This is a genomic window from Yoonia maricola (assembly GCF_002797915.1).
GTDB lineage: Bacteria > Pseudomonadota > Alphaproteobacteria > Rhodobacterales > Rhodobacteraceae > Yoonia > Yoonia maricola.
Genome location: NZ_PGTY01000001.1, coordinates 356,156 through 379,466, shown reverse-complemented (window position 1 = coordinate 379,466; position 23,311 = coordinate 356,156). Strand labels below are relative to the sequence as shown.

The window sequence follows — 23,311 nt, the reverse complement described above, 5'->3', positions numbered from 1 at the left end:
CAAAATGATTTTGGTATATTGGTTCTTCTGCACCGAAAAATGCAAGGTATACTTAACCAAACAATGCAGCGGAGGATCTCATGCAAGAACTGACCCATTATATCGGCGGCGCACATGTCAAAGGCATCTCTGGCCGTTTTGCGGATGTCTTCAACCCCGCGACAGGCGAGGTGCAGGCGAAAGTCCCCTTGGCCAATGCCGACGAAATGGCCAAAGCCGTTGCGATTGCCGCCAAAGCCCAACCTGCATGGGCTGCCGTCAACCCGCAGCGCCGCGCACGTATCATGATGGCTTTCGTCGGCTTGCTGAACCGCGATATGGATAAGCTGGCCGAAGCGCTGAGCCGCGAACACGGCAAGACCTTGCCCGACGCCAAAGGCGACGTGATCCGCGGCCTTGAAGTTGTTGAATACTGCATCGGTGCTCCGCAGATGCTCAAAGGCGAGTTTACAGATAGCGCGGGCCCCGGCATTGACATGTATTCAATGAAACAGCCTTTGGGCGTCACAGCAGGCATCACACCATTCAATTTTCCTGCCATGATCCCGATGTGGATGTTCGCGCCCGCCATCGTCTGCGGCAATGCGTTTATCCTCAAACCATCCGAACGTGACCCCTCTGTGCCGCTGATGTTGGCAGAACTGATGGAAGAAGCAGGCCTGCCCAAAGGTATCCTGCAAGTCGTCAACGGCGACAAGGAAGCCGTGGATGCAATCCTTTACGACGACACAATCCAATCGGTCGGCTTCGTCGGCTCAACCCCCATCGCCGAATACATCTATGGCACCGGTTGTGCGCAAGGTAAGCGCGTCCAGTGCTTTGGCGGGGCCAAAAACCACATGATCATCATGCCTGATGCAGACATGGACCAAGCCGCTGATGCATTGGTCGGTGCGGGCTATGGGGCGGCTGGCGAACGCTGCATGGCAATCTCTGTCGCCGTACCTGTCGGCGATGACACAGCTGACCGCCTGCTGGAAAAACTGGTGCCCAAGGTCGAAGCACTCAAAGTGGGGCCATATACCTCTGGCGATGATGTGGATTACGGCCCCGTGGTGACCGCAGCCGCGAAGGAAAACATCGGGCGACTGGTACAATCGGGCATCGACCAAGGCGCGAAACTGGTCGTTGATGGGCGCAACTTCAATCTGCAAGGCTATGAAGATGGGTTCTTTGTGGGCGCGCATCTGTTCGACAATGTGACCAAGGATATGGATATCTACAAAACCGAAATCTTCGGCCCCGTCCTGTCTACGATCCGCGCGCAATCCTATGAAGAGGCGATCGGCCTTGCCATGGACCACGAATACGGCAACGGTACCGCGATCTTCACCCGCGACGGCGATACCGCGCGCGACTTTGCAGCGCGCATCAATATCGGCATGGTCGGCATCAACGTACCCATTCCGGTACCACTGGCCTACCACACCTTCGGGGGCTGGAAAAAATCCATGTTCGGCGATCTGAACCAACACGGGCCGGACGCGTTCAAGTTCTACACGCGGACGAAAACGATCACCTCGCGCTGGCCGTCAGGTATCAAAGAGGGCGGTGAGTTTTCTATTCCAGTGATGGAGTGACGCAGCCATTGAGTAGCGCTGCCTGATTTATTTCGACGGGCGGTACAGTTGGCTCCTTATGCCACGCGCCGCCCTGATCCTCCCAACCGCGCCCCCCACACGACTAATTGCTGAGGTTAAGCTTCTGAAATCATTAAAAGGTGACCTAAGAAGCAAACCCAATGCAGAGAAGCTGCTGCTCAAGAATGATAGCAAGGCCCACGGCAGTGTTGGTGCGTCTTGCGCACGCAGCAGATTGGTTGCACGCTGGTCACGTGACCGTCTAAAAAGATACCGAAACTTGAGGCGACTCTCGGGCCACACCTCAAAAGTTCGCGCATCTGCTGCCCAGCCAGTCACAGCACCTGCCGTCGAAAAGTCCAAATAAAACTTTGTGTCTGACCCACCCGAAATTCGATAAGTCTCGTCAAATCTTGTCTTCAATTCCCGTTGCTTTGAAATCCGCAACATCCAATTGTTGGTATAAATAGGTATCTCAGCCTCACTATCGATCTGGATTCTTGATGCTCGCCTGCTGCTAAGTTGCCTCATGGCGCGCTCGTAGTGCTCAAAAACAAGATTGCTTTGCCATGACAACGCCGCTTCTGGATCTCTTTGAAAATAATTCGGGCCACCAACAAGATCAAGTTCACGTAGTTGCATGGTGGCCAAGAGCATGACCAGCCAGTAGTGATCTACAACCTGATCGTCATCGGCAAAGGTCAGAAAGTCAACATCTGCCTCCAATGCCATATCCAGAACACGGTTGCGCGCAAACGGAATGCCACGCCGCTCTTCAACTGAAAAATGCACCTCGAAAGGAATGGCAGCGCGAAGCTTATCAAGATGCGTTTCCATTACTGGCGCATCATCGTTCTCGGCAAGCAATACAGTGCATTCCACATTTTCAGGCACCTTCATTTGCCCAAAGCTGTCTAAAAGACGCAAAAGACCATCCGGCCGTCTGTGAGTGATCACGCCAAGACCAATACGTAGTTTCTTGTCAGTCATTCAGGCACATCCACATTGATCATCTTTCCATAGGCTGGTCTTGCAAATGCGTCAAAATAGAACCAACGTCAAAGGGTATGTCCACATTGAAAACAGGCCCTATCGATGGATTTTGCGCTCAACACCGAACAATCCGCAATCTTTGATCTCGCAAGCGACTTTGGCCAGGTCCATATCGCACCTTATGCGCGTCAATGGGAGGTTGAAGGCACAATCCCGAAAGAGCTTTGGTCGCAGTTGGCAGAACTGGGCTTTGGCGCGCTCTACGTCTCTGAGGACCAAGGCGGTGCGGGTCTTTCACGACTGGATGCAACGCTGGTGTTTGAGGCGCTGTCGCATTCATGTGCTTCGGTTTCTGCATTCCTATCAATCCACAACATGTGCGCACGGATGATTGATGCATATGGATCGGACGCGCTGAAGGACCGTGTTCTGCCAAAGGTGTTGCGCATGGAGACAATACTGTCCTACTGCCTGACAGAGCCGGGGTCCGGCTCCGATGCCGCCGGTTTGAAAACCAAGGCGATCCGGGACAACGCAGGTTACCAGCTGACCGGCACTAAGGCGTTTATCTCGGGTGGTGGATATTCAGACGCCTATATTGTGATGGCCCGCACCGGCGGTGACGGGCCCAAGGGCATCAGCGCAATTGTGCTTGAAGACGGCACACCGGGCCTGTCATTCGGCGGGCTAGAGGACAAGATGGGCTGGCAGTCGCAACCCACCCGACAAGTACAGATGGACAACTGCCCTGCCCCAGCTGAAAACCTGCTGGGCGACGAAGGGATGGGGTTCACATACGCGATGGCCGGTCTGGATGGCGGGCGGCTGAACATCGCCGCCTGCTCTGTTGGTGCAGCACAAGCGGCATTGGATAAGACACTCGCCTATATGGCCGAACGTAAGGCCTTCGGCCAATCTATTGATCAGTTTCAGGGCCTCCAGTTTCGACTGGCTGATATGGAGATCGCCCTACAATCCGCGCGCATTCTCTTACGGCAAGCGGCCTGGAAGCTGGACCAAGGCGCGCCTGACGCCACCAAATTCTGCGCTATGGCCAAAAAACTGTGCACCGAGACAGGAAGTGAGGTCGCCGATCAATGTCTGCAATTGCATGGCGGTTACGGCTATCTTGCCGACTATGGGATCGAAAAGATTGTGCGCGATCTACGGGTCCATCAAATCCTTGAAGGCACCAACGAAATCATGCGGCTGATCGTTGCACGCCAGATGATCCAATAGCCCAACGCCGTCCCGGACGTGATCCGGGACCTCAACCAAAGGTCTGCCACATTGACCGACATTATCATTCGCAAGACCGGATGCGCGGGGCATATCACCCTCAGCCGTCCCGATGCGCTGAACGCGCTGACATGGGACATGTGCCTGGCCATTGAGGGCGCATTGGACAGCTGGTGCAACGACCCTGATGTTGCACTGGTCCTGATCGATGCGGCAGGCACACGGGCCTTTTGCGCGGGCGGTGATATTGCGCAGATGTATGCCGCAGGCCAGCGCGGCGAGCTTGAGTATGGGCGGCGGTTCTGGCGGGATGAATACCGGCTCAATGCCAAACTCTACAGTTACCCGAAACCAACCGTCAGCTTCCTGCATGGGTTCACCATGGGTGGCGGCGTTGGCGTTGGGTGCCATGCGGCCCACCGGATCGTGTGCGACAGTAGCCGGATCGCGATGCCCGAATGCACCATTGGTCTGGTGCCCGATGTTGGCGGCTCTCTGATCCTTGCCAAGGCACCGGGATATTGCGGCACCTATCTGGGGCTGAGCGGCGACCGGATGGATGCAGGCGATGCAATCTATGCCGGCTTTGCCGATCACTTTATTCCACAAGAGCACTGGGACGATCTTAAAGCGGCACTCATCACAACCGCGGACGTAGGCGCAATCAACGCCGCGCGGCACCCCGCCCCGACCGCGCGCCTTGCAGAATGGCAGGCTGATATCGATCATTGCTTTGCAGGTGGCAGCCTCGCCGATATCTGCCGTGCTCTGCCCGACCGGCCCTGCCCCGCCATCACCCATGTGCGCAAGCTGATGGCATACAACGCCCCATTGGCGATGGCCGTTACCGTCAAAATCATTCAGGCCGCCCGCGACACCCCAGGGATCAAAAAGGCGCTCGACCGCGAATTTCGCTATACGTACCGCTGCATCACGCAGGGCGATTTTATCGAAGGGATCCGTGCGGCAATCATCGACCGCGACCGAACGCCCCGATGGCAACACAGCAGTTGGGACCACGTACCCAATGAAGATGTCGCACAGATGACGCGCGACCTGGGGCAAGACGCGCTGCAATGGGAGGAAAGCACATGAAAATCGGATTTATCGGATTAGGCAACATGGGTGCGCCAATGGCGGTTAATCTGGCTCAATCGCACGAGGTCATGGGGTTCGACACTGTCGCAAACCCACAGGGATTGACCTTGGCAGAGAGCAACACCGCCGCAGCCAAAGACGCCGATGTGGTCATCACCATGCTGCCCAACGGCGACATTCTGCGTGCTGTTGCGACCGACATTCACCCTGTCATGAAACCCGGTGCCATTCATCTTGATTGTTCAACCGTTGATGTCGAAAGCGCGCGCGCTGTCGCGGCACAAGCGCAAGCAGCGGGCCTGAAGGCCATAGATGCCCCCGTATCAGGCGGGATCGGCGGGGCGACCAATGGCACGCTGACCTTCATGGCCGGTGGCCCGCCTGACGCCTTTGCCACGGTCCAACCGCTGTTCAACATCATGGGGCAAAAGGCCGTGCATTGCGGGGCTGCAGGTAATGGCCAAGCGGCAAAGATCTGCAACAACATGATCCTTGGCGTCACCATGATTGCCACCAGCGAAGCCTTTGTTCTGGCTGATAAATTGGGGCTTGACCGGCAAGCGATGTTCGATGTTGTCAGCACATCATCGGGCTACTCATGGTCAATGAACGCTTATTGCCCAGCACCCGGCATCGGCCCACAAAGCCCAGCCGACAACGGCTACCAGCCGGGTTTCGCAGCCGAGTTGATGCTCAAAGACCTAAACCTGTCACAAATGGCCGCCGAAGCAGCCAACGCCGACACACCAATGGGGCAAGCCGCGCGCGATCTATATGCGCAATTCGTCGAGAACGAAGACGGCAACGGCAAGGACTTCTCAGCAATGCTGCCCCGTTTCGAGAAACGGACCCGCCCCTGACTTTCTATGTCCACTCAAACTTCCGCCGGAGGCATCCGCAAAATTCTTTCATTTTGCGGACCTACTCCGCCGCCACCTTGCGCGCGCCCAGCATCTCCTTGAGGTAGCGCCCGGTATGACTGTCTGCGACCTCCGCCACCTTTTCAGGTGTGCCAGTTGCCACAATGCGACCGCCGCCATCACCACCTTCAGGCCCAATATCAATGATATGATCGGCTGTCTTTACCACGTCCAGATTATGCTCAATCACAATGACAGAGTTTCCCTGATCAACCAGTTCATGCAGCACTTCCAAAAGCTTACGCACATCCTCAAAGTGCAAACCGGTCGTGGGTTCATCGAGAATATAAAGCGTCCGGCCAGTGGACCGCCGCGCCAATTCCTTGGACAGTTTGACCCGCTGCGCTTCTCCGCCTGACAACGTGGTCGCCTGCTGGCCCACTTTGATATAACCCAGACCAACACGCATCAGCGCATCCATCTTCTCACGGATTGACGGGACCGCAGTAAAGAATTGCTGCGCATCCTCTACCGTCATATCCAGTACATCAGCGATGGATTTACCTTTGAATTTAATCTCCAGTGTCTCACGATTATAGCGCGCACCCTTGCAGGTCTCACAAGTCACATAGACATCTGGCAAAAAGTGCATCTCGATCTTGATAACACCATCGCCCTGGCAGGCCTCACACCGCCCGCCTTTGACGTTGAAACTAAAACGCCCCGGCTTGTACCCACGCGCCTTGGCCTCTGGCATGCCTGCGAACCATTCGCGGATCGGTGTGAACGCGCCGGTATAGGTCGCGGGGTTAGACCGTGGTGTGCGCCCGATGGGCCGCTGGTCAATGTCGATCACTTTGTCAAGATGTTCGAACCCTTTGATCGTTTCGCAAGGCCCCGGTGTTTGCCGCGCGCCATTCAGTTTCATCGACGCGTTTTTGAACAAAGTCTCAATCGTAAGGGTCGACTTGCCGCCGCCTGAAACGCCCGTCACGCAGACAAATTTCTGCAAAGGGAAATCCGCCGTGACATTCTGCAAATTGTTGCCCGTGGCCTTAACCACAGTCAGCTTTTTGCCTTTGCCCTTGCGGCGTTTGGCTGGCACTTCAATCTCTTTGGCGCCAATCAGATATTGCCCAGTGACCGACCCTTCATTGGCCATAATCTCTTGCGGCGTGCCTTTGGCGACCACCTGCCCGCCATGAACCCCCGCACCCGGCCCGATATCAAAGACATAATCCGCTTCGCGAATGGCCTCTTCATCATGCTCCACCACAATCACGGTGTTCCCCTGATCGCGTAGATTCTTCAAGGTTGTCAGCAAGCGGTCATTGTCGCGTTGGTGCAGGCCAATGGACGGTTCATCCAGCACATAAAGCACACCTTGCAAACCTGATCCAATCTGGCTGGCCAACCTGATCCGTTGGCTTTCACCGCCCGACAAAGTGCCGGAATTGCGCGACAAGGTCAGATATTCAAGACCCACATTATTGAGAAAACCCAAACGCTCACGAATTTCCTTCAAAATCGCCGCGGCAATCTCATTCTTTTGTTTGCTCAAACTATTCGGCACCGCCGTGCACCAGTCATAGGCTTCCTTGATCGACATTTGCACGACCTGCCCCACATGCAAGCCGCCGATCTTCACCGCGAGCGCTTCCTCACGCAGACGGTAGCCACCGCAAGTGCCGCAATTGCGGTTGTTTTGATAGTTCTCGAATTCTTCACGAATCCAGTTGCTATCCGTCTCGCGATAACGGCGTTCCATATTGGGGATCACGCCCTCAAACGCGCGTTCCACCTGATAAACGCGGCCGCCTTCGTCATAGCGGAACTTGATCTCTTCATTGCCAGAGCCCCGAAGAAAGACCTGCTGTACCTTCGGATCTAGATCTTTCCAGCGCGCATTCTTGTTGAAACCATAGTGCTTGGCGATTGCCTCTATTGTTTGCAAGAAGTACGGGCTCTTGCCCTTGCGCCACGGGGCCAAGGCACCATCAGCGATCTTCAACGTCACATCGGGGACGACAAGTTGTTCGTCAAAGAACAATTCAACCCCCAGACCATCACAGGATGGACAGGCCCCGAAGGGCGCGTTGAAGGAAAACAGGCGCGGCTCAATCTCAGGAATGGTGAAACCGGACACAGGGCAAGCAAAGTTTTCTGAAAACGTCAGGCGTTCAGGATCACCCTCCTTCGGGGCGGTTTCCAGAATCGCAATTCCATCTGCCAAATCTAACGCAGTACGGAAACTATCCGCCAGCCGTGTCTCCAACCCCTCCCGCACGACAATCCTGTCCACGACCACATCAATGTCATGGCGGAACTTCTTGTCCAGCGTCGGCGGCTCATCCAATTCATAGAACTCACCGTCAACCTTCACCCGTTGAAAACCCTGCTTGCGCAGCTCCAGAAACTCTTTGCGGTACTCACCTTTGCGGTCGCGGATGATCGGGGCCAACAGATAGCCGCGTGTCCCCTCCTCCAGCGTCATGACACGATCAACCATGTCCTGCACCTGCTGGGCCTCAATCGGCAAACCCGTCGTCGGGCTGAACGGTGTCCCCGCACGGGCAAAGAGCAGGCGCAGATAGTCATAAATCTCGGTGATTGTACCAACCGTCGAACGGGGGTTCTTCGACGTCGTCTTCTGCTCAATCGAAATCGCGGGCGACAGGCCAGATATGTGATCGACATCTGGCTTTTCCATCATATCAAGGAACTGACGGGCATAGGCCGACAGCGACTCCACATAGCGGCGCTGCCCTTCGGCATAGATCGTGTCAAACGCCAACGACGACTTGCCAGAGCCGGAAAGCCCCGTAATCACCACAAGCTGATCTCGCGGAATATCCACGTCGATATCCTTGAGGTTATGTTCGCGCGCACCGCGCACTTCGATGTTTTTCAGCTCAGCCATACAGACCCCCGGGGCAACTGCCCTACCAGATAGCAGGCGTACCGCAACCTGCCACCCCAGATTTAGAACATTACAGGAACATATGCAAAATTATTCCTTCCATGCAGCACCTTTGCTGATGACATAAACTGACAATCGGGCATCGCACCGCAGGGTCAGGTTTTCCCCACCCTTCAGAAAATTTTTCTTTGCCAGCCGCAATCCCTGTGGTCTGTTGCCATAAGGTTATTTTAAAAAGGATTTTCATATGCATTTTTTGACAACCTGTCTTTTGCTTGGAACGGTTTCAACAACGGCAATAGCGCAAGACCAACCCAATACAATTCTGGTGATAGATGGGTCCGGGTCCATGTGGGGCCAAATCGATGGCGCCGCCAAAATCACCATCGCACAAGAGGTCGTTGGTGACCTGCTTGCCGATTTTCCTGCCGATCAGGGCCTTGGTCTGACGGTCTATGGCCACCGCGAGCGTGGCAATTGCACCGATATCGAAACCATCGTCGCCCCTGCCTCCGGAACGGTCGATGATGTTATTGCGGCAGTGAACGAGATCACGCCGCTTGGCAAAACACCCATGACCGATGCGGTCATCGCCGCCGCCGAGGCGCTGCGCTATACCGAAGAGGAGGCGACCGTCATTTTGGTGTCCGACGGGGTGGAAACCTGTAACCCCGACCCATGCACCGCCGCCCGCCTGCTGGAAGAGGCCGGGATCGGTTTTACCGCTCATGTCGTTGGCTTTGATGTCTCTGATCCAGAGGCACTGGCGCAGATGCAATGTTTGGCCGAAGAAACCGGCGGGCAGTTCCTGACAGCATCCAATGCGGATGAGTTGGACCTTGCGATGACCGCAATGGTGATGGAACCCGCACCTGAACCTGCCCTTGTCAGCATGACCTTCACCGCCGTCATCGGCGAAAATAAGGCGCTGATCGATACGCCAATCCTATGGGACATCAACGATGGCTCTGGCCTGATCGTTGAAGACGCCCAAGCCAATCCCTTGACCTATGACCTGCCCGAAGGCGCCTATACGGCGACTGCCTATTCCATCGCGGGCGAGGAAACCGGCGAGGCACAGTTCGTGGCCATCACGGGTGGCGCGACCGCGGTTGAAGTCTTGTTTGAACAAAAGCAACCCACCGCGCGTGTCATTGCGCCCACATCGGCCCCAGCAGGCGGCACAATCCAGGTCGGCTGGGCCGGACCGGCACTGGAAGGCGACTATGTTGGCATCGGTAAGCCCGATGCGACGGGCAGCGCGCAGTGGGACAATTTCTTTTACGTCGCAGATGGCAATCCAAATGATCTTTTGATGCCGACAGAGCCGGGCGACTACCTGATCCGGTATTTCATCGGGGGTGATCGCGCCATAATCGCTGAAACACCCATCAGCCTCACCCCCGTTATAGCAACGATTGATGCCCCTGCCGAAGCCATTGCGGGGAACGATATTACCGTATCATGGACCGGGCCGGCCTATGACGGCGACTACATCGGGATCGGCGCCGTTGATGCAACGGGCAGTGCACAATGGGACAATTTCTTCTACCTTGATGAAGGCTCGCCACAAACGCTGACCGTCCCGACACAGGTTGGCCAATATACGATCAGCTATTTCGTGGGCCAGGACCGTTCGGTTTTGGCCACTGTACCGCTAACCGCGACTGAAGCCTCAGCCACGCTTAACATACCCGCCGAGGCCATCGCGGGTTCCACCATCAGCGTGGACTGGACCGGGCCTGCTTATGATGGCGACTACATTGGCATCGGCGCGGTCGACGCAACAGGCAGCGCGCAATGGGATAACTTCTTTTATGTGCAAGACGGCACTCCCAATGACTTGCTGGTGCCCACGCAACCCGGTGAATACCTTGTGCAATACTTCCTTGGTCAGGACCGCGCCATTTTAGTGAGCGATACACTGACCGCCACGCCAGTGAAAGTAGACATCACAGCGCCGGACACGGCTGTTGCCGGGTCCACAATTACGGTCGGCTTCGATGGGCCGGGCTATGATGGCGACTATATCGGGATCGGCATGGTCAATGCGACAGGCAGTGCCCAATGGGAAGGGTTTAGCTATACCGATGAAGGCACGCCGGTCGATATTCTGGTGCCTGTCACACCCGGTGACTATCTGATCCAGTATTTCGCCGGCCAAGATCGTTCTGTGCTGCAGACCCTGCCGATCACTGTCACCGCGATCGAGGCGCGGCTGATTGCGCCAGATAGCGCTGCGGCTGGCAGTGATCTGATCGTTGGTTGGGACGGGCCGGATTACGAAGGTGATTACATCGGTATTGGCCTTGCCGATGCTGAAAACAGCGCGCGTTGGGACAGTTTCGCCTATACCCGCGATGGCAACCCACTTTCCATCAACCTACCAGACGCCGCTGGCGACTATATCATCCGGTACTTCGTCGGTCAGGACCGGACAGTCATCGCCAGCCGCCCGCTGACGATTGACGAATAGGATCAAAACAAAGCCCGCGCCAGTTGCACTGGGCGGGCTTTGTCGTTTGCAATGTTGCAAGCCACTTACATATGGATCACGCGGTCATAGGCATCTAGCACGCTTTCATGCATCATCTCTGACAAGGTCGGATGCGGGAAGACGGTGTTCATCAGGTCTTCTTCTGTCGTCTCAAGCTGACGGCCCACCACATAGCCTTGAATCAATTCGGTCACCTCGGCGCCCACCATATGGGCCCCCAGTAACTCCCCGGTTTTGGCATCAAAGATCGTCTTGATCATGCCCTCAGGCTCACCCAGGGCGATGGCCTTGCCATTCCCGATAAAGGGGAAGCGGCCCACCTTGACGTCAAATCCCAATTCTTTCGCCTTCGCCTCTGAATAGCCGACCGAGGCAACCTGCGGATGACAATAGGTACAACCCGCAATGCTTTCGGGTTTGACAGGATGCGCGTGCTTACCAGCAATCAGGTCGGCCACCATCACGCCTTCGTGGCTGGCTTTATGCGCCAACCATGGCGCGCCTGCGATATCACCAATAGCGTAAAGACCCTCGACACCCGTGCGGCAGAATTCATCCGTGACAACGTGCGTACGGTCAACTTTTACGCCCAGTTCTTCCAAACCAAGCCCTTCGACATTACCCACAATACCCACGGCAGAGATGACGGTGTCAAACTCCATCTTCTGGGTCTTGCCACCGGTCTCAATATGGACGGTGACCTTGCCCTTGCCGCGATCAAGCTGCTTGACCATGGATTTTTCCATGATCTTCATACCTTGCTTGACGAATTGCTTCTTGGCGAAAGCAGAGATTTCGGCATCTTCAACGGGCAACACACGGTCCATCACCTCGACCACGGTCGTGTCAGACCCCAGCGTGTTATAGAAACTGGCAAATTCAATCCCGATGGCACCGGATCCGATGACCAACAGCTTCTTGGGCATCTTCTTGGGCTCAAGCGCATGCTTATAGGTCCATACCAAATCGCCATCCGCTTCGAGCCCCGGCAGTTCGCGCGCGCGCGCGCCGGTGGCAAGGACGATATACTTGGCCGTCAGGTCATCCGTGCCCTTTTCACCTTTGACCGAAACCTTGCCCTTGGCCGGGATCGTCGCCTCGCCCATGAACACGGTCACTTTGTTCTTTTTCATCAAATGACCGATGCCACCTGACAATTGCCCCGCAACAGCGCGGCTGCGTTTCACTACCGCATCCAGATCATAGTCAACGCCCGTCGCCTTGAGGCCAAATTCCTTGGCACGGTGCATCAGGTGAAATACCTCAGAGGAACGCAGCATCGCCTTGGTCGGAATACAACCCCAGTTCAGGCAGATGCCGCCCAAATGCTCGCGCTCCACGATGGCAACTTTCATACCAAGCTGCGCCCCGCGGATCGCCGCCACATAGCCGCCCGGCCCGGCACCGATTACGATAAGATCAAAGTTTTGCGCAGCCATACGCCCGCCCTCCAATTGCCAATTTAGTTGAAGGCTAAACTACTTTTGGCGCAACCTCTAGTGACCTTAGGTCATAACTGCTACCCGATGGGTGCAAATGCCCTTATTCTGCGGCGTTTTGCTGCGCGCGAATAGCCGCACCATAACCGCCTGCATCCAAAAAGGCCTGCTCGGCAGGGGTTGTTTTGCGGCCCAAAACATCATTGCGATAAGGGAAACGGCCAAAGTCGCGGATCACCGCGCGATGCGCACAGGCATGATCACGGTTGTTCGCACCATGTTCAGGCATCCGCGCATGGATCAGGCGTACGGCCCGGTCCTGATCGCACAGGTTTTCAGCATGCATCAGGGGCAGATAGAAAAACTGGCGCGCGGGTTCGTCGATTTTCATGTCCCATTTGCGCTCAATCGCCATCTTGGCGGCAGCGCGTGCGATACCGTCGGTGGCAAACGCCTTGTCACTGTCGCGGAACATATTGCGCGGAAACTGGTCGGTCAGGATGATATAGGCCAATGTCCCCGAAGGGTACGTCAACCAAAGGCTCAGTGCGCCTTCAGACGCCTCTTGCCATGTTGCGGCAAATCTATCGCGGATCTTTGCGTCAAGCGCAGGATCAGATTTATACCAATCAGCCGGAGAACACTCATCCAGCCAGAAAGCCAATACCGTTTCAGGGGCTACCACCACACCGCTCCTCGGTCGTTTACTTGTCTGTTACAATTGCAAGCAGACAAATACCGATCTGACAAGTGTTTAGATGACACCACCAATCACTTGATCTTTCGAAGTGACATTTACGGTGGCATGATCAAGCCGGTGTGGTCTCTTCCTCCATCGCGGCCTCTTCGTCGATATAGACCTCTTGGGCCCATTCGGCGGCGACCGGTGTTGATGCCGCAGACACAGGCGCATAGGGAACGGCGTCACCTTCCAGTACATCATCCCGGCTTCGCTGTGTGGACCGGTACATGCCGTAGGCACCCACGGCGGCCATCAAAACACCCGTGAATAACCAGAACCCGTTGTTACCAATCAAATCCATCATCAGACCGACGGTCAAAGGACCCAAGATGGCCCCCACCCCGTTGATGAACAGCAACCCACCAGATGCAGCGGCCATATCCTCTTTTTCGAGGTAGTCGTTCAGATAGGCGATCAACAGCGCGTAAAGCGGGTTGGATGTCCCCCCCACAATAGCCCCGCTGATGACGATCAGAAGGAAGGACCCGGGTACCAAAAACGCGATCATCGACCCCGCAGCGCCCAGCAATGACACCCAGACAATCAGAACGCGGCGGTCCATCCGGTCAGACAACCAACCGATGGGATATTGCAACACGAGGGCCGCAACATAAATCGCCGAGACAAAGAACGAAATCTCGCCAACCGTCAGCCCCACCCGGCTGCCATAGACCGCCGACATGCCGAACTGCGCGGAAAAGACCCCGCCCAGCATGAACATACCAAGGCAAGCCAATGGCGACGCTGCGACCAGATCGCGTAGCCGCATCGGTTTGGTCGTCTCAAACGCAGGCATCGGTTTGACGGACAACAGCACTGGCGCAAAGGCGAGTGACACCATGATGGATGGGATGATGAACAGGATATACCCCGACACATCCCCTTGGCTGACGATCCATTGTGCAAAAACGATCCCTGCCATCTGTACGATCATATAAACTGACAGCGACTTGCCCCGGTTTTCATTGCTGGAGGCATCATTCAGCCAGCTTTCTGCGGTGATATAGACGCCGCAAAAGCAAAACCCGATAATCACGCGGCCCACGGCCCAGGCCCACGGATCAACCAGCACCGGATAGGCAATCAAGACAGCGGATACCATCGATCCTAGGGCTGCAAAGACCCGCACATGCCCCACCCGTCGGATCAATTCCGGCGTAAAGCGCGAGCTGAACAAGAAGCCAAGGAAATACGCCGACATCACAATCGACAGTGACAGCGTGCTAAAGCCTTCCGCCTCGCCCCGCAGGCCAAGGAGCGTGCCTTGCAGGCCGTTGCCAACCATCAACATAAACATGCCAACGAACAAGGCCCAAGAGCCGGTAAATACCTGGAACATCGCGCGCCCTTTCAGCCCGGAACAGAACTACCGCTTCTCACGATTCTATTTCGAAATCATCACACAATAGCGACCTCGTCGCGCCTGTTCGCGCCTCAATCGGCCGGCAAAAGGAGCGAGCTGTCGCCATATGAAAAAAAACGATAGTTTTGCGCGACGGCATGGTCGTAAATTGCGCGGATTGTGTCGGTGCCCATCAGGGCCGAGACCAACATCATCAGTGTTGATTTGGGCAGGTGGAAATTGGTCATCAGACCATCGGCCATTTGGAATGTGAAACCCGGTGTGATGAAAATATCCGTGGGGCCTTTCCATGCCTGCATGACGCCACCCTGCACCGCGCTTTCAATCAACCGCAGCGCAGTCGTCCCCACAGGTATCACCCGGTTGCCGGCCGCCTTGGTCGCATTCATTTCTGCCGCCGCCTGTGGCGTCACCTCGCCCCATTCGGCGTGCATCTTGTGCTCGCGTACATCGTCAACCTTGACGGGCAGGAACGTCCCTGCGCCCACATGAAGGGTCACATGGGTGAACGCGACGCCACGCGCTGCCAACGCATCCAGCAGCGGCCCATCGAAATGAAGCGACGCAGTGGGGGCTGCGACCGCACCGGTATTGCGCGCCCAGTAGGTTTGATAATCCTGCTTATCCGCCTCATCCGCTGGGCGTTTGCCCGCGATATAAGGCGGCAAAGGCATCGCACCCACCGCGTTCAATGCCGCATCAAAGTCATCACCCTTGAGGTTAAACGCCAGATACCCCTGACCGTCAGCACGCCCGATAACTTCGGCCTCCAGATCATCGGAGAAAACAATCACTTCGCCATCGCGCACTTTCTTCAGTGGCTTGATCAGCGCCGCCCAGCTGCCATCCGCACGCGGCTCCAACAAGGTCACGTCCATTTTGGCGGCAGTCTTGCCCGCATCGCCTGACCTCTGGCGCAAACCGAACAGCCGCGCTGGGATCACCTTGGTATCATTCAGGATCAAACGGTCGCCAGATTGCAGGATATCCGGCAATTGATTGACGACCCTGTCCGCAATCTCATCCCCCTGTGCCAGCAACAACCGGGCCGAGGATCGGGGCCGCGCAGGCCGCGTCGCGATCAGTGCCTCTGGCAAATCAAAGTCAAATTCACTTAATTTCATTGGGAGATGTCCGGTGCAGGTCTGCGAAAAATCTCGCGAAACATCCCCGGTGTCAGCGCCGACAAAGGGTTCACGGCCACTTGTGGCGCATCGGAAGTGCCGCGAATGGTGTAATTGAACCCGATCAGCCCCTCCCCCCGGCGGGTCAGGAACGATCCGATACTGTTGACCAAGAAAAATGGAGACACGACACCCTGCAAATCAATCTGCTTCGTGGCCAGCATGTAGATGCCATCCACAGAAATGCCAAGACCGGGACCAACTGCGCTGGCCTCTGATATGATCACCTGATCAGGGGTCAAACGGAACTGTGCATCGACCTCATCAAAGGCCAACCCCTGCCCGTCCAATTGCTGTAGCAGACCAACCACGCTGATCGCATCCAAAAGGGCCGCAATCGCAGGCGCATCGCGCACCCGAATATCGCGCACACGCAAAGTGCCATCAAAGGTGCCTGCCCCACCTGTGGGCAAAAGTGTCAGATCAGCGGCGCCACCCACCGCATTGCGCATCAACCCCGTGGCCCGCAAGATACCGCCCGCATCATCGCTACGCAGTTGCACGGCAGAGCGCCCATCGCGCGGCGCAACGGTCCCTGCGACAGCAGCGGCACCGTTCATCTGGCCTGTGAACTCGCCCCGAAACCCTTGTTGACTGCGAAAATCGCCTCGGAAGTTAGTCAATGCGATGCCTTCGGTGATTTGCAGCCGGTCCAAAGCAATATTCACCGGGCCGCCATTGCCCTGCCCTGCCCCAAACTGCGCGTTTCGCAGATCGAGCGATCCACCGTTGATTTCAACCGCCAACGGTTGCCCAATCCCCTGACCCCGCAGGGTAATGGGCGCATTGAACCAATCACCAACGCGCAGTTGTGAAAACTGCGCCGCCTCCAGCTGGCCACCTGCGCCCAGATCAATCTGGCCTGTGGCCTGCAAACCGCCGCCCCCGATCTCTAACGCGTCAATAGATGGCACATCCCCCAAAGTGCCAGTCACCAGCAAATTGCCTTCCGTGCCGGCCCCTTTGGACCAGCCAACTGCCGGGATGCCAACGCTGAGCCCCAGAAGGTCAGAGCTTAACCGAAAGGCAGGTGGGACATCCCGTTGAAGATCGACTGACAATTGCCCCGTCCCATTGCCGCCAATTGTGCCGGGCGGCAGGTCAATCGCGAACTCATCCAAAAAGGCCTGCGAGAGAGCGACATCTGCCGTCACCCGGCTGCCCGGCTGGTCAGGATCACCAAATCTTTGCGTCCATTCCCCGACGGCGGCCACCTGCCCCACACGCACCGGACCCCCAATCGTCAAACCTTCCCGCGTGGCGCTGACTTGCAACCGCGGTGCGGAAAAACGGCGCCCCGCCAACAGCGTGTCACTGCGTATATTGCGCAACTCAGAAGTCATATTGAACGCAAAGCTATCGGGTGCGGGGCGCGGTTCCATTGGCCATGTGATCTGGCCTCGGGTAAGCGCACGCCCATCTCCAATCGTCACCGGTAGACTGGCCTTATCCATATATTCGAACGGTCGTTGGTTCAGCACAGACAAACCCGCCGTTAAAGAGCTGTCGATGTTCAGGTTGAGCACCGCAGGCGATGGTTTCAGCCGCAAATCGACGATGGTGAAATCAGACCCTGCCAATTGCATCGGGCCGCCTTGTGGGGCATTCACAACACCCGCGTTCAGGCTGACAACAAGAGCACTGTTTTCAATGCTGGCCACCCCCTTGGCCTCGGTAATCGGCGGGAGATATCGCATGAATTTGATTGTGGCGCCTTCAAACTCAAACCCCAGCGCAAATTGCGGGCCGCGTTCAGGCGCGATGCGTAAACCTGCGTTCACGTCCATCAGCCGACCCTCGGATAGATTGTTCGCCAACCATTGCCGCGTGCGCGGTTTCATCGACAAAGGCCAGAAAGCGACAACCCGCTCTGGCGCGACACTATCGACATGGGCGTCAAAGACGATGTCCCAGCCTGCATCTGTGGCCGACACAGCACCTTGCGCCGTCAGATGTGTATCGCCGTCAATCATCACCGCCTGCCCAATCTCGACAGAGAAGGGATCAAAGCGCAGGCGCAGATCAACCGCGGCCTGTGGGATTTGCGGCGGTGTTTCAAAGAACCCCGGCGGGTTCAGTGCCACATTGCTAAACTGGAATTGCGCCAGCAAGGCATGTGGCAGGCCATCGCGGAATTCACGCAGATAGGCGTCACCTTCAGCACGCAAGCTGCCCCATTCTGTTTGAAGGCTCAGTTCACTAAAGCGGATGCTGTCGCGTACGGGATCGTAGGTGAAATAGGCCTTGGCATCATCAAAGGCGATGGCTTGGGTCGCGGGGTTGGGCTGCAACACACCCTGCCCGATTTCCAGGGTCGCATTCAGCGGACCCAACGCGCCGCTGTCGTCCAACCGGGTGCGCAATGCGGCTGTAATTGGGGCATCAATCCCTTGCAACCAACGCAGTGCTGGCGATTGTGCCGCAAGATCTGTTGCCTGCACATTATTCAGGTTGACGGCAACACTCGCCGTACGGCTGCCCCGTGGGCTGGCATAATTCAGGCTGACGTTCGTGACATCTGCACCGCCGGACAACAGCGCAAAATTACCGCGAATATCCGTTTGCCCACCGCGCAGATCAAGGGCAAGTGCGCCGCCATCGATGATCCAACTGCGTCCCGCGCGCGCATCATCGAAATTCACGATCAACCCATCAGCACGTACTGTTTGTAACGCCTCCAGTGCAGGGCGTTCAAACACCTGATCAAACTGCTCAAGCAACTCCGGCAAGGACCCGGCCCGCCACAGATCAGTCCCATTGGTGCTGAACGCGAAGGACACAGTGCCATCACGCGCACGCCGCAAATTGATTTGCGCCCCGATCAGGCGCACATCCTGCATCAGCACCTCTTGTTGCAGGATCAGCCCGCGGGGCGACATCAACCCTTCAACAATCGGCACACGGGTCAGCGTCAGACCGCCCGCATCCACCAACCGCGTATCGACAAGACGCACGGTCGGATGCAAATCACGACCGATGCGCACCGTGATCTCCCCGAACTCCAGCGTGGCGCCGTCCAGCAAGGTTTCGGCGCGCTGCTCGATCCGTTCCGTGATCCAGCTGGGTGCGGTGATATCGCGGTCGATGATCATGACCGCGGCTGCGGCAAGAAACACCAAGGGCAAAAGGCAAACCACAAAACCGGCCCGCAGCCAGAAAACCCAAGGGCGCATGCCTTTGGGGCGCTTGGCTGGTTTTTCCTTATCTTCACTCTCTTTGGTCATGACGGTCCATTTGCACGCTTGGGCTTTATCTTTGCCTGTCACGGACTAAAACAAAACCAAGAAATGATCCCAGATAAAGGATAGACACTATGACACAAACCGCCATCGGTGACACAGCCCCCGCCATCAGCCTCCCCCGCGACGGTGGTGAGATCGTGAACCTATCCGATTTTGCGGGCAAGAAGGTCGTTTTGTATTTCTACCCCAAGGACGACACCCCCGGCTGCACGAAAGAGGCGATTGGCTTTACTGAAAACGTTGATGCTTTTGCTGCACTGGACACGGTCATCCTTGGCGTGTCCAAAGACAGCGTGAAGAAACACGACAAATTCGTCGCCAAACATGAGTTGAAGATCGCCCTTCTGTCCGACGAACACGGCGATGTCTGCGAACGATATGGCACATGGGTCGAGAAAAGCATGTATGGCAAAACCTATATGGGTATCGAACGCGCGACCTATCTGATCGGTGCGGATGGCAAGATTGCCCAAATCTGGCGCAAGGTCCGTGTCCCAGGTCATGTCGATGCGGTCCTTGAAGCGGTGCGCGCCCTGTGACCCTCACAGAGATGGCCGTCGCGGTGCTGACCACTGCAGATGGGCGCGAAAAGACGGCACTATCGCGCCGGTATGCGGCGCAGTGGCAAGCAGCGCGTCAGGCTGGTGAGGTGATCGCGATCGGGACCGCTGCGCCACCTTTGCGCCCCGCGCGTCCTGAGAAACCGGAACTGTTGAACCCGCGCGACGTGCCTCATCGCAAACCGGGGTCGGAAGCAGGACGCATCGCGCTTTTGCATGCGGTGGCGCATATTGAACTGAATGCCGTGGACCTGCATTGGGACATCATCGCGCGGTTCTCGGACACTAGATTGCCGCTGGGCTACTATGATGACTGGGTAAAAGCCGCGGATGAAGAATCCAAACATTTCAACCTGATGTGCGACTGCCTTGAAGAGTTGGGCAGCCATTATGGCGCATTACCTGCCCACGCAGGCATGTGGCGCGCTGCCGAAGATACGGTGGATGATCTGATGGGACGCCTGGCCGTGGTGCCCATGGTGCTGGAGGCACGCGGGCTGGATGTGACCCCCGGAATGATCAAGATTTTCAAACAGGCGAAACTGACCCAAGCGGTCGAGGCGCTGGAAGTGATCTATGCCGAAGAGGTGCACCACGTCGCCTATGGTTCAAAATGGTTCCATTTCCTGTGCGGTCGCCACGATCTGGACCCCACCGGCGTCTTTCATGATCTGGTGCGCAAGTATTTTCACGGCCCCCTTAAACCACCCTTCAACGAAGAGAAACGGGCCGAGGCCGGGATACCGCCCGATTTTTACTGGCCACTTGCAGGCACCACATAAGCTGACCTTGGGGCAGTGAAGAAATAGGCAATTCCCCGCCCAGCACCATAATATAGGCGGGATATCTGCGTAAAAATCATGCAAGTTTCTTGCAGGCAGACGCCGAGAGACTTAAAGACTAGCAGGATGAAACCGGGTGGGCTCCGGGAATAGGTAACGGGACAGGACGAGCAGCACCGTGAGATCACGACTGACAACACGCATTCATGCCATATTGGAACGCTTTCTGCCCGAAAAACGGCTGTTCCTGCGATCAGACACCGAAACACGCTTTATCCGCCTGAAACCGGAAACGCAGCTTGTGGCGTGGACAGGCAGCATCATCGTTGTTGCCTGGACAATTATTGCCACCGCCATCCTTTTGATGGACAGCATCGGCGCTGGCAACTTTCGCGCGCAGGCCCAGCGTGATCAGCTGACTTACGAACAACGGCTAAACGCCTTGTCGAGTGAACGCGATGCCCGCGCCATGGAAGCATTGGCCGCACAAGAACGCTTTAATTCTGCACTGCAACAAATCTCGATCATGCAGTCGGAACTGCTTGCTACCGAGGAAAAACGACGCGAACTGGAAACCGGGATGGAAGTGGTTCAGGCCACATTGCGCGAAACCATGCGCGCCCGTGAAGAGGCCCGTCGCGAGGTTGCGGCGCTCTCAGCCGATAATGTCGATGAAGGCTCTACATCCATCAGCGATGACGCGGCAGGCACAGTCGATCTGCTGGCAACGGCATTGGCCGATACCGCATCAGAGCGTGATCAAATCGCAGCTGACGCAGAGTTTGCCATCGATCAGGCCCAAGAAATGCAATTGGAGCTACGCCTGCTGCAAGAACGCAACGACCAGATTTTCCGTCAGTTGGAAGAGGCGATGCTGGTATCCGTGGAACCACTGGATGATATGTTCCGCGCCGCGGGCATGAACCCCGATAGTCTGATTGATCAAGTGCGCCGTGGTTATTCCGGCACCGGCGGGCCGCTGACGCCGATCCAGTTCTCGACACGTGGTGGCGACCCTGACCCGGATGCATTGCGCGCCAATGCGATCCTGACTGCGATGGACAGGATCAACCTTTACCGGATTGCGGCAGAAAAGGCGCCCTTTTCGATCCCGGTGAAATCAAGCTTTCGCTATACCTCTGGTTTTGGACCACGCTGGGGGCGCCTGCATGCCGGTACAGATTTTGCGGCTCCGATCGGCACACCGATTTATGCGACCGCCGATGGCGTCGTCAGCCATGCGGGCTGGTCCTCAGGTTACGGACGTTTGATCAAGATTAGCCATGACTTTGGCATCGAGACGCGTTATGCCCATCTTAATTCGATGGATGTACGCGTGGGGCAAAGGGTCTCGCGTGGCGAGCGAATTGGTGCTATGGGGAATTCCGGTCGCTCCACCGGCCCCCACCTTCACTACGAGGTCCGTGTGAACGGCAACCCCGTCAACCCCATGACTTATATAAGAGCTGGACAAGATGTTTTCTAAATCCAAAATCAACGAACCCGGACCAAACGCATCCGACGCCGACAAGCCCAAAGGCGCAGATACCACTGGTAAAGGCGCAAAGGGCGCTGACTTCAAGGCATCTGCGACGCCCAAAGCCAAGCCTGCCGCTTCTGTGCTGTCTTCTGATCTGCTGATCACCGGTAACCTCAAGACATCTGGTGATATTCAGGTCGAAGGCCAGGTGGAGGGCGATATCCGCGCGCACCTGCTGACCGTCGGCGAAGGCGCCACTGTCAAAGGCGAAGTTGTCGCCGATGATGTTGTCGTCAATGGCCGCATCGTGGGTCGTGTGCGCGGTCTAAAGGTGCGCCTGACATCGACTGCGCGTGTTGAGGGTGACATCATCCACAAGACAATCGCGATCGAAAGCGGTGCCCACTTTGAAGGCTCCGTACAGCGCCAGGACGATCCGCTGGCCAACGGGTCAAAGAAGATGCCAACAGCGGCAGCCACTGACGCGAATTCGTAAAAACCTATAGACGGTTAGTAAAATGGGCGTCCGCTGGGGCGCCCTTTTTGCATTCATGCCAAGACCCGCCGATACAAATGCCATGTCGCATGTCCCAAGATCGGCAGCACCACCATCAGCCCCAGGAACCACGGCAACAATGCCAATAGTGACATCACCGCGATAAAGCTGGCCCAGATCAGCATGACAAAGAGGTTCTGACGCACGGCTTTCATACTGGTCAGCATCGCAGTGACAAAATCTACTTCGCGGTGCAGGACCAAGGGCAGGCTGATAACCGTCATGGAAAACAGCACAAAGGCCAGCACGGCCCCTATGCCCAGCTCCACCACAATCATCGCAATGCCGTTGGGCGTCAGAAAGACCTCAAAGCTGTCGGTGATGTTCGTCATTGTGGACAGGCCCATGAACAATGCAAAAATCATGTGGGCCAAGAATGTCCAGAACAGGAAGTAAATCACGATAATCGCACCCAGCCACGGCAATTGCCGGGTGCGTTCGTTCCAAACAATGCCAAGCACGGCACCCCAGTCAAGTGGCTCGTCCTGCTCCATACGGCGGCTGACCTCGTAAAGCCCCGCAGCCGCAAAGGGCGCAATCAGCGGAAACCCCAGTGACGTTGCCAACGTCCAGGTCACATGCCCCGCCCCGACCCGCAGCATCACAAAACCACCGATCACATAGACCGCACTAAAGAACAGGCCAAACTGTGGTACACGGCGAAAATCGGCGATACCGGCGCGCAGGCTTGCGGTGATATCCGCAAGTGTGATCGTCTGGACAACCAGCTTGTCAGGACTGCCGCTATAGATATCCGTTGATGACATATCGCTATC

At 56.5% G+C, this 23,311-nt stretch carries 17 protein-coding genes; 9 read left to right on the top strand and 8 right to left on the bottom strand.

The genetic code is table 11. From position 1 onward, the window contains the following. The first annotated feature begins 80 nt into the window (after positions 1-80). Positions 81-1,580, top strand: a complete 1,500-nt coding sequence (locus BC777_RS01930) for a CoA-acylating methylmalonate-semialdehyde dehydrogenase (protein WP_100366478.1) — start codon at positions 81-83, stop codon at positions 1,578-1,580. Between the two features lie 27 nt (positions 1,581-1,607). Here the strand turns inward: BC777_RS01930 and BC777_RS01925 are convergent, their stop codons facing one another. Beyond that, positions 1,608-2,570, bottom strand: a complete 963-nt coding sequence (locus tag BC777_RS01925) for a glycosyltransferase family A protein (protein ID WP_100366477.1) — start codon at positions 2,568-2,570, stop codon at positions 1,608-1,610. Between the two features lie 105 nt (positions 2,571-2,675). Between BC777_RS01925 and BC777_RS01920 the strand changes: the two genes are divergently transcribed. From BC777_RS01920 to mmsB, 3 genes are read left to right on the top strand one after another with little or no spacing between them, the layout of a single operon-like run. After that, complete coding sequence (locus BC777_RS01920; protein WP_100366476.1) at positions 2,676-3,812, top strand: acyl-CoA dehydrogenase family protein; 1,137 nt, start codon at positions 2,676-2,678, stop codon at positions 3,810-3,812. Positions 3,813-3,863: 51 nt separating this feature from the next. Then, entirely contained in the window at positions 3,864-4,907 is a 1,044-nt protein-coding gene (locus BC777_RS01915) for an enoyl-CoA hydratase/isomerase family protein (RefSeq protein WP_100366475.1), read from the top strand. Then, entirely contained in the window at positions 4,904-5,770 is an 867-nt protein-coding gene (gene mmsB, locus BC777_RS01910) for a 3-hydroxyisobutyrate dehydrogenase (RefSeq protein WP_100366474.1), read from the top strand. The genes BC777_RS01915 and mmsB overlap by 4 nt, the downstream gene beginning before the upstream one ends. A 61-nt stretch (positions 5,771-5,831) precedes the next feature. On the opposite strand, the gene uvrA is transcribed toward mmsB, so the two are convergent. After that, entirely contained in the window at positions 5,832-8,690 is a 2,859-nt protein-coding gene (gene uvrA, locus BC777_RS01905; protein ID WP_100366473.1) for an excinuclease ABC subunit UvrA, read from the bottom strand. Positions 8,691-8,937: 247 nt separating this feature from the next. Here uvrA and BC777_RS01900 point away from each other — a divergent pair, with 247 nt between their 5' ends. Further along, positions 8,938-11,166, top strand: a complete 2,229-nt coding sequence (locus tag BC777_RS01900; RefSeq protein ID WP_100366472.1) for a vWA domain-containing protein — start codon at positions 8,938-8,940, stop codon at positions 11,164-11,166. 65 nt (positions 11,167-11,231) lie between these two features. Here BC777_RS01900 and lpdA read toward each other — a convergent pair whose 3' ends face one another. The 5 genes from lpdA to BC777_RS01875 form a co-directional block, all read right to left on the bottom strand. Then, positions 11,232-12,626: a dihydrolipoyl dehydrogenase gene (gene lpdA / locus BC777_RS01895; RefSeq protein WP_100366471.1), complete on the bottom strand. Its 1,395-nt coding sequence runs from the start codon at positions 12,624-12,626 to the stop codon at positions 11,232-11,234. Positions 12,627-12,729: 103 nt separating this feature from the next. After that, positions 12,730-13,311 carry a DUF924 family protein gene (locus BC777_RS01890; RefSeq protein ID WP_100366470.1) on the bottom strand — a complete coding sequence of 194 codons (582 nt, stop codon included), beginning with the start codon at positions 13,309-13,311 and terminating at the stop codon, positions 12,730-12,732. Positions 13,312-13,435: 124 nt separating this feature from the next. Beyond that, positions 13,436-14,707, bottom strand: a complete 1,272-nt coding sequence (locus tag BC777_RS01885; RefSeq protein WP_100366469.1) for an MFS transporter — start codon at positions 14,705-14,707, stop codon at positions 13,436-13,438. A 95-nt stretch (positions 14,708-14,802) separates the two neighbouring features. After that, positions 14,803-15,855 carry a tRNA preQ1(34) S-adenosylmethionine ribosyltransferase-isomerase QueA gene (gene queA / locus BC777_RS01880; protein ID WP_100366468.1) on the bottom strand — a complete coding sequence of 351 codons (1,053 nt, stop codon included), beginning with the start codon at positions 15,853-15,855 and terminating at the stop codon, positions 14,803-14,805. Further along, positions 15,852-19,139: a YhdP family protein gene (locus tag BC777_RS01875; RefSeq protein WP_100366467.1), complete on the bottom strand. Its 3,288-nt coding sequence runs from the start codon at positions 19,137-19,139 to the stop codon at positions 15,852-15,854. The genes queA and BC777_RS01875 overlap by 4 nt, the downstream gene beginning before the upstream one ends. An 89-nt stretch (positions 19,140-19,228) precedes the next feature. Here BC777_RS01875 and bcp point away from each other — a divergent pair, with 89 nt between their 5' ends. The 4 genes from bcp (at position 19,229) to BC777_RS01855 (ending at position 22,475) form a co-directional block, all read left to right on the top strand. Then, a complete protein-coding gene (gene bcp / locus BC777_RS01870; protein ID WP_100366466.1) occupies positions 19,229-19,696 on the top strand; it encodes a thioredoxin-dependent thiol peroxidase in 468 nt (155 codons plus the stop codon). Positions 19,697-19,707: 11 nt separating this feature from the next. Then, positions 19,708-20,499 (top strand): ferritin-like domain-containing protein, encoded by a 792-nt coding sequence (locus BC777_RS01865; protein ID WP_100366465.1) that lies wholly within the window; start codon positions 19,708-19,710, stop codon positions 20,497-20,499. A gap of 178 nt (positions 20,500-20,677) precedes the next feature. Continuing rightward, entirely contained in the window at positions 20,678-21,985 is a 1,308-nt protein-coding gene (locus tag BC777_RS01860; protein ID WP_100366464.1) for a M23 family metallopeptidase, read from the top strand. Further along, a complete protein-coding gene (locus BC777_RS01855; protein WP_100366463.1) occupies positions 21,975-22,475 on the top strand; it encodes a bactofilin family protein in 501 nt (166 codons plus the stop codon). The genes BC777_RS01860 and BC777_RS01855 overlap by 11 nt, the downstream gene beginning before the upstream one ends. A gap of 53 nt (positions 22,476-22,528) precedes the next feature. Here BC777_RS01855 and BC777_RS01850 read toward each other — a convergent pair whose 3' ends face one another. Next, positions 22,529-23,302: a DUF2189 domain-containing protein gene (locus tag BC777_RS01850; protein ID WP_100366462.1), complete on the bottom strand. Its 774-nt coding sequence runs from the start codon at positions 23,300-23,302 to the stop codon at positions 22,529-22,531. Positions 23,303-23,311 lie beyond the last annotated feature (9 nt).